Origin of the sequence: Bacillus vallismortis (genome assembly GCF_040784915.1) — a bacterium.
In the GTDB taxonomy this organism is placed as follows: domain Bacteria; phylum Bacillota; class Bacilli; order Bacillales; family Bacillaceae; genus Bacillus; species Bacillus subtilis_G.
The window spans coordinates 119,181-132,899 of record NZ_CP160797.1; the positions used below are offsets into that span (position 1 = coordinate 119,181).

10 protein-coding genes and 1 other annotated feature are annotated in these 13,719 nt (G+C 43.1%); all 10 genes read left to right on the forward strand.

From position 1 onward, the window contains the following. Positions 1–3 precede the first annotated feature (3 nt). Positions 4–702 carry a 50S ribosomal protein L1 gene (rplA, locus tag ABZM97_RS00660; protein WP_010327718.1) on the forward strand — a complete coding sequence of 233 codons (699 nt, stop codon included), beginning with the start codon at positions 4–6 and terminating at the stop codon, positions 700–702. A 45-nt stretch (positions 703–747) separates the two neighbouring features. After that, positions 748–888, forward strand: a sequence feature (ribosomal protein L10 leader region). Between the two features lie 65 nt (positions 889–953). Next, positions 954–1,454 carry a 50S ribosomal protein L10 gene (gene rplJ, locus ABZM97_RS00665; protein WP_087991682.1) on the forward strand — a complete coding sequence of 167 codons (501 nt, stop codon included), beginning with the start codon at positions 954–956 and terminating at the stop codon, positions 1,452–1,454. A 45-nt stretch (positions 1,455–1,499) separates the two neighbouring features. Then, positions 1,500–1,871 (forward strand): 50S ribosomal protein L7/L12, encoded by a 372-nt coding sequence (gene rplL, locus ABZM97_RS00670; RefSeq protein WP_003156436.1) that lies wholly within the window; start codon positions 1,500–1,502, stop codon positions 1,869–1,871. Between the two features lie 89 nt (positions 1,872–1,960). Next, complete coding sequence (locus tag ABZM97_RS00675; RefSeq protein ID WP_253268769.1) at positions 1,961–2,566, forward strand: class I SAM-dependent methyltransferase; 606 nt, start codon at positions 1,961–1,963, stop codon at positions 2,564–2,566. Positions 2,567–2,811: 245 nt separating this feature from the next. After that, a complete protein-coding gene (gene rpoB / locus ABZM97_RS00680; RefSeq protein WP_087991684.1) occupies positions 2,812–6,393 on the forward strand; it encodes a DNA-directed RNA polymerase subunit beta in 3,582 nt (1,193 codons plus the stop codon). Positions 6,394–6,454: 61 nt separating this feature from the next. Continuing rightward, positions 6,455–10,054, forward strand: coding sequence for a DNA-directed RNA polymerase subunit beta' (gene rpoC / locus ABZM97_RS00685; protein WP_087991685.1), 3,600 nt, complete (start codon positions 6,455–6,457; stop codon positions 10,052–10,054). Positions 10,055–10,231: 177 nt separating this feature from the next. Beyond that, on the forward strand, positions 10,232–10,480 hold the full coding sequence (locus ABZM97_RS00690; protein WP_087991686.1) for a 50S ribosomal protein L7ae-like protein: 249 nt from the start codon (positions 10,232–10,234) through the stop codon (positions 10,478–10,480). 115 nt (positions 10,481–10,595) lie between these two features. Further along, a complete protein-coding gene (gene rpsL / locus ABZM97_RS00695) occupies positions 10,596–11,012 on the forward strand; it encodes a 30S ribosomal protein S12 (RefSeq protein ID WP_003156445.1) in 417 nt (138 codons plus the stop codon). A 41-nt stretch (positions 11,013–11,053) separates the two neighbouring features. Then, positions 11,054–11,524: a 30S ribosomal protein S7 gene (rpsG, locus tag ABZM97_RS00700; protein WP_003156447.1), complete on the forward strand. Its 471-nt coding sequence runs from the start codon at positions 11,054–11,056 to the stop codon at positions 11,522–11,524. Between the two features lie 55 nt (positions 11,525–11,579). Further along, entirely contained in the window at positions 11,580–13,658 is a 2,079-nt protein-coding gene (fusA, locus tag ABZM97_RS00705; RefSeq protein WP_087991687.1) for an elongation factor G, read from the forward strand. The last annotated feature ends 61 nt before the right edge of the window (positions 13,659–13,719 follow it).

Consider the following 13,719-nt stretch of genomic DNA (forward strand, 5'->3'; position numbering starts at 1 on the left):
AAAATGGCTAAAAAAGGTAAAAAGTACGCTGAAGCTGCTAAGCTTGTAGATCGTTCAAAAGCTTACGACGTTTCTGAAGCAGTAGCTCTCGTTAAAAAAACAAACACAGCTAAATTCGACGCTACAGTTGAAGTGGCTTTCCGTCTAGGGGTTGACCCTCGTAAAAACGACCAGCAAATCCGTGGAGCAGTTGTGCTTCCAAACGGAACTGGTAAAACTCAGCGCGTTCTCGTTTTCGCAAAAGGCGAAAAAGCGAAAGAAGCTGAAGCTGCTGGTGCAGATTTCGTTGGCGATACTGACTACATCAACAAAATTCAACAAGGCTGGTTCGATTTCGATGTAATCGTAGCAACACCTGACATGATGGGTGAAGTTGGTAAAATCGGCCGTGTACTTGGACCAAAAGGTTTAATGCCAAACCCTAAAACTGGTACAGTTACTTTCGAAGTTGAAAAAGCAATCGGCGAAATCAAAGCTGGTAAAGTTGAATACCGTGTTGATAAAGCTGGAAACATTCATGTTCCTATCGGTAAAGTTTCTTTCGAGGATGAAAAACTTGTTGAGAACTTCACAACAATGTACGATACAATCCTGAAAGCTAAACCTGCTGCAGCAAAAGGCGTTTACGTGAAAAACGTTGCGGTAACTTCTACTATGGGACCTGGTGTCAAAGTAGACTCTTCAACTTTCAACGTAAAATAATATTGACACGACATCAACATTCTGATATTATTCAAAATGTTGTAAAATAGAATATCATTTATACCGTAGACAGTAGGGGCCTAACCGCTTAATCTTCCTACCGAGGTGTATATTATCACAGCTATTACGTTACGTATGCTTGTATATACAGCCTCCATGTCTCATGGAGGCTTTTTATATGGAATCCGTCGTCTCGGTCGTGATCACCTAACGGTATAAGTGTTACACAAGAATCTACAGGAGGTGTAACCATGAGCAGCGCAATTGAAACAAAAAAAGTTGTTGTTGAAGAAATTGCTTCTAAACTGAAAGAAAGTAAATCAACGATCATCGTTGACTACCGCGGACTTACCGTTTCTGAAGTAACAGAACTTCGTAAACAGCTTCGCGAAGCTAACGTTGAGTTCAAAGTTTACAAAAATACGATGACTCGCCGTGCGGTTGAACAAGCTGAGCTTAATGGTTTGAATGATTTCTTAACTGGACCGAACGCGATCGCATTCAGTACTGAAGATGTTGTCGCTCCGGCTAAAGTTCTTAATGACTTCGCTAAAAATCACGAAGCTCTTGAAATTAAAGCTGGCGTTATCGAAGGCAAAGTTTCTAGTGTTGAAGAAGTGAAAGCTCTTGCTGAACTTCCATCACGCGATGGCTTGCTTTCTATGTTGCTTAGCGTACTTCAAGCTCCAGTTCGCAACTTTGCTCTTGCTGCAAAAGCTGTGGCAGAACAAAAAGAAGAACAAGGCGCTTAATCTAATTATCTTTTCATAAATTAAAACAAAATGGAGGAATTACAAATGGCTTTAAATATCGAAGAAATCATTGCTTCCGTTAAAGAAGCAACTGTACTTGAATTGAACGACCTAGTAAAAGCAATCGAAGAAGAGTTTGGCGTAACTGCTGCTGCTCCTGTAGCTGTAGCTGGCGGAGCTGCTGCAGGCGGAGCTGCTGAAGAGCAAAGCGAATTCGACCTTATCCTTGCTGGTGCAGGTTCTCAAAAAATCAAAGTTATCAAAGTTGTACGTGAAATCACTGGTCTTGGCTTGAAAGAAGCTAAAGAACTTGTTGACAACACTCCAAAACCACTTAAAGAAGGTATTGCTAAAGAAGAAGCTGAAGAGCTTAAAGCTAAACTTGAAGAAGTTGGCGCTTCTGTAGAAGTTAAGTAATCTTCACTTACCTGTAGGGGGAGCTCGCTTTTATGAGGCGGGCTTTTTCTTTGCCATTCTTTATGCCATTACAAAAGGAGGTTCTAATAATGAGTGAGCATTATTATTCAGATAAACCTTCAGTTAAAAGCAACAAGCAAACCTGGTCTTTTAGGCTTCGTAAAAAAGATTTCACGTTTACCAGCGACAGCGGGGTTTTTTCTAAAAAGGAAGTTGATTTCGGCTCCCGCCTGCTGATTGATTCTTTTGAAGAGCCTGAAGTTGAGGGCGGCATTCTGGATGTTGGCTGCGGGTACGGCCCGATTGGTTTATCGCTCGCCAGCGACTTTAAAGACCGGACCATCCACATGATTGACGTTAATGAGAGAGCCGTAGAGCTATCAAATGAAAATGCGGAACAAAATGGAATAACAAACGTTAAGATTTATCAGAGTGATTTGTTTTCGAACGTTGATTCTGCTCAAACATTTGCTTCTATTCTTACAAATCCCCCAATCCGAGCCGGAAAAAAAGTTGTCCATGCTATCTTTGAGAAAAGCGCTGAACACTTAAAAACTTCAGGTGAGTTGTGGATCGTCATACAGAAAAAACAAGGCGCGCCTTCTGCCATTGAAAAGCTCGAGGAATTGTTCGATGAAGTTTCTGTCGTTCAAAAAAAGAAAGGCTATTATATCATAAAAGCAAAAAAAGTTTGACTCGGTATTTTAGCTATGTTAATATTATAAAATGCCAATGTATATATTTTGCTTGATATGATGAATTGTCAATATCTATGTATAAATTATACAAGTATGGAAATGCTAATAAAATCGGTATTTGTTTTTGGATGTGGTTTTCTTAATTAGAAACCCTTTTTTCTTTTGTCTTGTAAAAGTATTTTCTTTCTTTGGAAGAAATGCTTATTACACATATAATACGCATGATTTGAGGGGTGAATCAGTTGACAGGTCAACTAGTTCAGTATGGACGACACCGCCAGCGCAGAAGCTATGCTCGCATTAGCGAAGTGTTAGAATTACCAAATCTCATTGAAATTCAAACCTCTTCTTATCAGTGGTTTCTTGATGAGGGTCTTAGAGAGATGTTTCAAGACATATCACCAATTGAGGATTTCACTGGTAACCTCTCTCTTGAGTTCATTGATTATAGTTTAGGTGAGCCTAAATATCCTGTAGAGGAATCAAAAGAACGTGATGTGACTTACTCAGCTCCGCTAAGAGTGAAGGTTCGTTTAATTAACAAAGAAACTGGAGAGGTAAAAGACCAAGATGTCTTCATGGGGGATTTCCCGATTATGACAGATACAGGTACTTTTATCATTAATGGTGCGGAACGTGTAATCGTTTCCCAGCTTGTTCGGTCTCCAAGTGTATATTTCAGTGGTAAAGTAGACAAAAACGGTAAAAAAGGTTTTACCGCAACTGTCATTCCAAACCGTGGCGCATGGTTAGAATACGAAACTGATGCGAAAGATGTTGTTTATGTCCGCATTGATCGCACACGTAAGTTGCCGGTTACGGTTCTTTTGCGTGCTCTCGGCTTCGGTTCCGATCAAGAGATTCTTGATCTCGTAGGAGAAAATGAATACCTGCGAAATACGCTTGATAAAGATAACACAGAAAATAGCGACAAAGCTTTGCTTGAAATTTACGAACGTCTCCGTCCTGGAGAGCCACCTACAGTTGAAAATGCGAAAAGCTTGCTTGATTCGCGTTTCTTTGATCCGAAACGTTACGATCTTGCCAATGTAGGACGCTATAAAATTAATAAAAAACTTCATATTAAGAATCGCCTCTTTAATCAGAGACTTGCTGAAACGCTTGTTGACCCTGAAACAGGAGAAATCCTTGCTGAAAAAGGTCAGATTCTTGATAGAAGAACACTTGATAAAGTACTGCCATACTTAGAAAGCGGAATCGGTTTCAGAAAGCTGTATCCAAATGGCGGTGTTGTTGAAGATGAAGTAACTCTTCAATCGATTAAAATCTATGCTCCGACTGACCAAGAAGGAGAACAGGTTATCAATGTAATCGGCAATGCTTACATTGAAGAAGAGATTAAAAACATTACGCCTGCTGATATTATTTCCTCTATCAGCTACTTCTTCAACCTGCTGCACGGAGTAGGCGATACAGATGATATCGATCATCTTGGAAACCGCCGTTTACGTTCTGTAGGTGAACTTCTCCAGAACCAATTCCGTATCGGGTTAAGCCGTATGGAGCGTGTGGTTCGTGAGAGAATGTCAATTCAAGATACGAATACAATTACGCCTCAGCAGTTGATCAATATTCGTCCTGTTATTGCGTCCATTAAAGAGTTCTTTGGAAGCTCTCAGCTTTCCCAGTTCATGGACCAGACGAACCCGCTTGCTGAATTAACGCATAAGCGTCGTCTGTCAGCATTAGGACCAGGCGGATTGACACGTGAACGTGCCGGAATGGAAGTGCGTGACGTTCACTACTCCCACTATGGCCGTATGTGTCCGATTGAAACACCTGAGGGTCCAAACATCGGTTTGATCAACTCGCTTTCATCTTATGCAAAAGTAAACCGTTTTGGTTTCATCGAAACGCCTTATCGCCGTGTTGACCCTGAAACAGGGAAGGTAACGGGCAGAATCGATTACTTAACTGCTGATGAAGAGGATAACTATGTTGTCGCTCAGGCGAACGCTCGTCTTGATGACGATGGCTCATTTATTGATGACAGCATCATCGCCCGTTTCCGCGGGGAGAACACCGTTGTTTCCAGAAACCGTGTGGATTACATGGATGTATCACCTAAGCAGGTTGTTTCTGCTGCGACAGCATGTATCCCGTTCCTAGAAAACGATGACTCCAACCGTGCCCTCATGGGAGCGAACATGCAACGTCAGGCTGTGCCTTTGATGCAGCCGGAAGCGCCGTTCGTTGGAACTGGTATGGAATATGTATCAGGTAAAGACTCTGGTGCCGCTGTTATTTGTAAACACCCTGGTATCGTTGAACGCGTAGAAGCGAAGAACGTTTGGGTTCGCCGTTATGAAGAAGTAGATGGTCAAAAAGTAAAAGGGAACCTGGATAAATACAGCATGCTGAAATTTGTCCGCTCCAACCAAGGTACTTGCTACAATCAACGTCCGATCGTAAGTGTCGGCGATGAAGTGGTAAAAGGAGAAATCCTTGCTGACGGTCCTTCTATGGAGCTTGGTGAACTTGCACTTGGCCGTAACGTAATGGTTGGCTTCATGACTTGGGATGGCTACAACTATGAGGATGCCATCATCATGAGTGAACGCCTTGTGAAGGATGATGTTTATACATCTATCCACATTGAAGAATATGAATCAGAAGCACGCGATACGAAACTTGGACCTGAAGAAATCACTCGCGATATTCCAAACGTCGGTGAAGATGCGCTTCGCAATCTTGATGACCGCGGAATCATCCGTATTGGGGCAGAAGTGAAAGACGGAGATCTTCTTGTTGGTAAAGTAACGCCTAAAGGTGTAACTGAACTGACTGCTGAAGAACGCCTGCTTCACGCCATCTTTGGTGAAAAGGCCCGCGAGGTTCGTGATACTTCTCTTCGTGTGCCTCACGGCGGCGGCGGAATTATCCACGACGTTAAAGTCTTCAATCGTGAAGACGGAGATGAACTTCCTCCAGGCGTTAACCAGTTGGTACGTGTGTATATCGTTCAGAAACGTAAGATTTCTGAAGGGGATAAAATGGCCGGTCGTCACGGTAACAAAGGTGTTATCTCTAAGATTCTTCCTGAAGAGGATATGCCTTACCTTCCTGACGGCACACCAATTGATATCATGCTTAACCCGCTGGGCGTACCATCACGTATGAACATCGGGCAGGTATTGGAGCTCCATATGGGTATGGCCGCTCGTTATCTCGGCATCCACATTGCGTCACCGGTATTTGACGGAGCGCGTGAAGAGGATGTTTGGGAAACACTTGAAGAAGCCGGAATGTCTCGTGACGCCAAAACGGTTCTTTACGACGGGCGTAGCGGAGAGCCGTTTGATAACCGTGTATCTGTTGGTATTATGTACATGATTAAACTGGCTCACATGGTTGACGATAAACTTCATGCGCGCTCTACAGGCCCTTACTCACTTGTTACGCAGCAGCCTCTTGGCGGTAAAGCGCAATTTGGCGGACAGCGTTTTGGTGAGATGGAGGTTTGGGCACTTGAAGCTTACGGTGCGGCTTACACTCTTCAAGAAATTCTGACTGTTAAATCTGATGACGTGGTTGGACGTGTGAAAACATACGAAGCCATCGTTAAAGGCGACAACGTTCCTGAACCAGGTGTTCCGGAATCATTCAAAGTATTAATCAAGGAACTTCAAAGCTTAGGTATGGATGTCAAAATCCTTTCTGGTGATGAAGAAGAAATAGAAATGAGAGATTTAGAAGACGAAGAAGATGCAAAACAAGCTGACGGCCTGGCGTTATCAGGTGATGAAGAGCCGGAGGAAACAGCATCTGCAGACGTTGAACGAGATGTAGTAACAAAAGAATAATCTCTAGTTATAAAGGCAAGTGACATCGGTTAATCCGAAGATAAAAAGGGAGGTAGGCCCCTTGCTAGATGTGAACAATTTTGAGTATATGAACATCGGTCTTGCTTCACCGGATAAAATCCGTTCATGGTCTTTTGGTGAAGTGAAAAAGCCTGAAACGATAAACTATCGTACGTTAAAACCTGAAAAGGACGGTCTATTCTGCGAACGCATTTTCGGACCGACTAAAGACTGGGAATGTCATTGCGGGAAGTACAAGCGAGTTCGTTATAAAGGCGTAGTTTGTGACCGCTGCGGAGTCGAAGTAACACGGGCTAAAGTCCGTCGTGAGAGAATGGGGCACATTGAACTGGCTGCCCCAGTTTCCCACATTTGGTATTTCAAAGGTATTCCAAGCCGTATGGGTCTTGTGCTGGATATGTCACCTCGTGCTTTAGAAGAAGTCATTTACTTTGCTTCTTACGTTGTAACTGATCCGGCAAACACACCGCTTGAAAAGAAACAGCTTCTGTCTGAGAAAGAATACCGTGCTTATCTCGATAAATACGGTAATAAATTCCAAGCATCCATGGGTGCAGAAGCGATTCATAAGCTTCTTCAAGATATTGATCTTGTAAAAGAAGTTGATATGTTAAAAGAAGAGCTGAAAACATCACAAGGGCAGCGCCGTACTCGTGCGATCAAACGCCTGGAAGTTTTAGAAGCCTTCCGTAACTCAGGAAACAAGCCTTCTTGGATGATCCTTGATGTGCTCCCTGTTATTCCTCCTGAGCTTAGACCGATGGTTCAGCTTGATGGCGGACGTTTTGCGACTTCTGATTTGAACGACCTTTATCGTCGTGTCATCAACCGTAATAATCGTTTGAAACGTCTTTTGGATCTTGGTGCACCTAGCATCATTGTTCAAAACGAAAAGCGTATGCTTCAAGAGGCTGTCGATGCCTTAATTGACAACGGCCGCCGCGGACGCCCTGTAACAGGTCCTGGTAACAGACCGTTAAAATCTCTTTCTCACATGTTGAAAGGGAAGCAAGGCCGTTTCCGTCAAAACCTTCTTGGTAAACGTGTCGATTACTCCGGACGTTCTGTAATCGTTGTTGGTCCTCATTTGAAAATGTACCAATGCGGATTGCCGAAGGAAATGGCGCTTGAACTTTTCAAACCTTTCGTTATGAAAGAGCTTGTTGAAAAAGGTCTTGCTCACAACATTAAGAGTGCGAAACGTAAAATTGAGCGCGTACAGCCTGAGGTATGGGATGTACTAGAATCAGTTATCAAGGAGCACCCGGTACTTCTGAACCGTGCCCCTACACTTCACAGACTAGGTATCCAAGCGTTTGAACCAACGCTTGTTGAAGGACGCGCAATCCGCCTTCACCCGCTCGTATGTACAGCTTATAACGCTGACTTTGATGGTGACCAAATGGCGGTTCACGTACCATTATCTGCAGAAGCTCAAGCTGAAGCACGCATCTTGATGCTTGCCGCTCAGAACATCTTGAACCCTAAAGATGGTAAACCGGTTGTAACACCGTCTCAGGATATGGTACTGGGTAACTATTATCTGACACTTGAGCGTGCCGGTGCTGTCGGTGAAGGTATGGTTTTCAAGAATACAGACGAAGCGCTTCTTGCTTATCAAAACGGATATGTCCACCTTCATACGAGAGTAGCTGTTCCAGCTAGCTCCCTTAAGAATGTGACATTTACCGAAGAGCAGCGCTCAAAATTGTTAATTACAACTGTCGGTAAGCTTGTCTTCAATGAAATTCTGCCGGAATCATTCCCTTACATGAATGAACCAACGAAGAGCAACATTGAAGAGAAAACACCTGACCGTTTCTTCTTAGAAAAAGGTGCCGATGTTAAAGCTGCCATTGCACAGCAGCCAATCAATGCACCGTTTAAAAAAGGCATTCTGGGTAAAATCATCGCGGAAATCTTTAAACGATTCCATATCACGGAAACGTCTAAAATGCTTGACCGTATGAAAAACCTAGGTTTCAGATACTCTACAAAAGCTGGTATTACAGTTGGTGTTTCTGATATCGTCGTTCTCGATGATAAGCAAGAAATTCTTGAAGAAGCACAAGGTAAAGTTGATAACGTTATGAAGCAATTCCGACGTGGTTTAATCACTGAAGAAGAACGCTATGAGAGAGTTATCTCTATCTGGAGTGCTGCGAAAGACGTTATCCAAGGCAAACTAATGCAATCACTTGATGAGCTCAACCCAATCTACATGATGAGTGACTCTGGTGCCCGTGGTAACGCGTCTAACTTTACACAGCTTGCCGGAATGCGCGGTCTGATGGCCAACCCGGCTGGACGTATCATTGAATTGCCGATCAAATCAAGTTTCCGTGAAGGTCTGACAGTATTGGAGTACTTTATCTCTACTCACGGTGCGCGTAAAGGTCTTGCCGATACCGCCCTTAAAACAGCTGACTCAGGGTACCTTACACGTCGTCTCGTTGACGTTGCGCAGGATGTTATCATCCGTGAAACTGATTGCGGAACTGACCGAGGCATTCTTGCTAAGCCTCTTAAAGAAGGAACGGAAACCATTGAGCGCTTAGAAGAACGCTTAATTGGCCGGTTTGCACGAAAACAAGTGAAGCACCCTGAAACAGGTGAAGTACTTGTCAATGAAAACGAACTGATCGATGAAGATAAAGCACTAGAGATTGTTGAAGCCGGCATTGAAGAAGTCTGGATTCGTTCTGCCTTCACATGTAATACGCCTCATGGTGTATGTAAACGATGCTATGGCCGAAATCTTGCAACTGGCTCCGATGTTGAAGTCGGTGAGGCTGTCGGTATCATTGCTGCCCAATCAATCGGTGAGCCTGGTACACAGTTAACAATGCGTACATTCCATACAGGCGGGGTTGCCGGAGACGATATCACACAGGGTCTTCCGCGTATCCAAGAGCTTTTCGAAGCGCGTAATCCGAAAGGTCAGGCAACAATTACAGAAATCGACGGTACAGTCGTTGAGATCAATGAAGTTCGTGATAAGCAACAGGAAATTGTGGTTCAAGGCGCAGTGGAAACACGTTCTTATACGGCACCTTATAACTCCCGTTTGAAAGTAGCGGAAGGAGATAAAATTACTCGAGGCCAAGTACTGACAGAAGGTTCGATCGATCCGAAAGAGCTTCTGAAAGTGACTGACATGACTGCTGTTCAAGAGTATCTTCTCCATGAGGTTCAAAAGGTTTATCGTATGCAAGGTGTTGAAATCGGTGATAAACACGTAGAAGTAATGGTTCGCCAGATGCTTCGCAAAGTCCGCGTGATTGATGCCGGTGACACTGATGTGCTTCCAGGTACATTGCTTGATATTCACCAATTTACTGAAGCGAACAAAAAGGTATTGCTTGAAGGTAATCGTCCTGCTACAGGTCGTCCTGTTTTACTCGGTATTACAAAAGCATCTCTTGAAACTGATTCATTCTTATCTGCTGCTTCCTTCCAGGAAACAACACGTGTCCTTACAGACGCAGCGATCAAAGGTAAGCGTGATGAGCTTCTCGGCTTGAAAGAGAATGTTATCATCGGTAAGCTTGTTCCGGCTGGTACAGGTATGATGAAATACCGAAAAGTAAAAACAGTTTCAAATGTTCAGCCGACTGATGACATGGTTCCGGTTGAATAATTGATTTAAATCTGCTGAAAGACTGCAAAACAGTCTTTCAGCAGATAATTTTAATAAAAAATCACTCTATGAGAAGAACGAAACTAAAAAATGTCATACTATGTTGACATACGTCTCCTAGAATGATAATATAACCAAGGTGCTCGAAATAAACCTGTTACTTTGGAGGATGTATTTATGTCTTATGATAAAGTATCACAGGCCAAATCAATTATTATTGGTACGAAGCAAACAGTGAAAGCTCTAAAACGAGGTTCGGTAAAGGAAGTAGTCGTTGCAGAAGACGCAGATCCTATCCTTACGAAAAGTGTTATTACACTTGCGAAAGATCAGGGGATCGCAGTCTCAATGGTCGAATCCATGAAAAAGCTCGGCAAAGCCTGCGGAATTGAAGTAGGAGCAGCAGCTGTTGCCATTATGTTATAACGTACTTTTTTGTTTTTGCGTGAGATTTTTTCTCGTGTGAAGACATTGTTTTTTGCCTTTTGATGAACCACCTGGGTATGTGGGTTATAAAACGTAATGAAGGGAGGAAAAAATAATGCCTACAATCAATCAGCTAATTCGTAAAGGACGCGTGAGTAAAGTAGAAAACTCAAAGTCTCCTGCACTTAACAAAGGATACAACAGCTTTAAAAAAGAGCACACTAATGTATCTTCTCCACAAAAACGCGGGGTATGTACTCGTGTTGGTACAATGACACCGAAAAAACCGAACTCAGCACTTCGTAAATATGCTCGTGTTCGTTTGACTAACGGAATCGAGGTTACGGCTTACATTCCTGGTATCGGTCACAACCTGCAAGAGCACAGCGTTGTACTAATCCGCGGCGGACGTGTAAAAGACTTACCAGGGGTACGTTACCACATCGTTCGTGGTGCGCTTGACACTGCTGGAGTAGAAAACCGTGCGCAAGGCCGTTCTAAATACGGAACTAAACGTCCTAAAGCAAAATAATAAACACAAAAACGTAAAAATAATGAAGGGAGGATATTCAGATGCCACGTAAAGGTCCTGTAGCAAAAAGAGATGTTTTACCTGATCCGCTTTATAATTCTAAGCTTGTATCTCGTCTAATCAACAAAATGATGATCGATGGTAAAAAAGGTAAGTCTCAAACAATCCTATACAAGTCATTCGATATCATTAAAGAACGTACTGGCAATGATGCAATGGAGGTTTTCGAACAAGCATTGAAAAACATCATGCCTGTACTTGAAGTTAAAGCACGCCGTGTAGGTGGTGCGAACTACCAAGTTCCTGTAGAAGTTCGTCCTGAACGTCGTACTACTCTCGGACTTCGCTGGTTAGTAAACTATGCTCGTCTTCGCGGAGAAAAAACGATGGAAGAGCGTTTAGCTAACGAAATCCTTGACGCAGCTAACAATACTGGTGCTGCTGTTAAGAAACGCGAAGATACTCATAAGATGGCTGAAGCAAACAAAGCATTTGCTCACTATCGCTGGTAGGTTTCACATATATTTAAAAAACACAATTTCCTAATAAGGAAGGAGAAATTACCCAATGGCAAGAGAGTTCTCCTTAGATAAAACTCGTAATATCGGGATCATGGCTCACATTGATGCTGGTAAAACGACTACTACAGAACGTATCTTGTTCTACACAGGCCGTATCCACAAAATTGGTGAAACTCATGAAGGAGCTTCACAAATGGACTGGATGGAGCAGGAACAAGAACGCGGTATCACAATCACATCCGCTGCGACAACTGCGCAGTGGAAAGGTTACCGCGTAAACATCATCGATACTCCAGGACACGTAGACTTCACAGTTGAAGTTGAACGTTCTCTTCGTGTACTTGATGGTGCGGTTGCTGTACTTGATGCACAATCAGGCGTTGAGCCTCAAACAGAAACAGTATGGCGCCAAGCAACAACTTACGGAGTTCCGCGTGTCGTATTTGTCAACAAAATGGACAAAATCGGCGCAGACTTCCTTTACTCTGTAGGTACTTTAAGAGACCGTCTTCAAGCTAACGCCCATGCAATCCAATTGCCAATCGGTGCTGAAGACAACTTCGAAGGTATCATCGACCTTGTAGAAAACGTTGCGTATTTCTACGAAGATGATCTTGGAACTCGTTCTGATGCGAAAGAAATCCCTGAAGAGTACAAAGAACAAGCTGAAGAGCTTCGTAACAGCTTAATTGAAGCTGTCGCAGAGCTTGATGAAGAGCTTATGGAAAAGTACCTCGAAGGTGAAGAAATCACAATCGACGAGTTGAAAGCTGCAATCCGTAAAGGTACTTTGAATGTTGAATTCTATCCAGTACTAGTCGGTTCTGCTTTCAAAAACAAAGGTGTTCAGCTTGTACTTGATGCAGTTCTTGACTACCTTCCTGCACCAACTGATGTTGCTGCAATCAAAGGTGTACGCCCGGATACTGATGAAGAGATTGTTCGTCATTCTTCTGATGAAGAGCCATTCTCTGCACTTGCATTTAAAGTAATGACTGACCCTTATGTTGGTAAACTGACGTTCTTCCGTGTGTACTCTGGAACTCTTGATTCCGGTTCATACGTGAAAAACTCAACAAAAGGCAAACGTGAGCGTGTCGGACGTATCCTGCAAATGCATGCCAACAGCCGTGAAGAGATCGCTACTGTTTATGCAGGAGACATCGCAGCTGCTGTAGGTCTAAAAGATACATCTACTGGAGATACTCTATGTGACGAAAAGGATCTTGTAATCCTTGAATCAATGGAATTCCCAGAGCCGGTTATCGATGTAGCGATTGAGCCTAAATCAAAAGCTGACCAAGATAAAATGGGTATCGCTTTAGCGAAACTTGCTGAAGAAGATCCTACATTCCGTACTCAAACAAATCCGGAAACTGGTCAGACGATCATCTCTGGTATGGGTGAACTTCACCTTGATATCATTGTTGACCGTATGAAGCGTGAATTCAAAGTAGAAGCTAACGTAGGTGCTCCTCAAGTTGCGTACCGTGAAACATTCCGTTCAGGTGCAAAAGTTGAAGGTAAATTCGTACGTCAATCTGGTGGACGCGGTCAGTTCGGACACGTTTGGATTGAATTCGAACCTAATGAAGAAGGCGCTGGATTTGAATTCGAAAACGCAATCGTCGGTGGTGTTGTTCCTCGTGAATACATCCCAGCCGTACAAGCAGGTCTTGAAGACTCTCTTGAAAATGGTGTCTTAGCAGGATTCCCGCTAATTGACATCAAGGCAAAACTTTTTGATGGATCTTACCATGATGTTGACTCAAATGAAATGGCGTTTAAAGTCGCTGCTTCAATGGCATTGAAAAATGCAGTCAGCAAATGTAACCCTGTTCTTCTTGAACCAATTATGAAAGTTGAAGTTGTTATTCCTGAAGAATACATGGGAGACATCATGGGTGATGTTACTTCTCGTCGCGGACGCGTAGAAGGTATGGAAGCTCGCGGTAACGCACAGGTTGTTCGCGCGATGGTTCCTCTTGCTGAAATGTTCGGTTACGCTACTGCACTTCGTTCTAATACGCAAGGTCGCGGTACGTTCACTATGTTCATGGATCACTACGAAGAAGTACCGAAGAGCATTTCTGAAGAAATTATCAAAAAAAATAAAGGCGAATAATTGATTTTGCCTCTTAACTCAAGTATAACTACTATTGTAAGATGAGGAAGTGAAAGCTTTC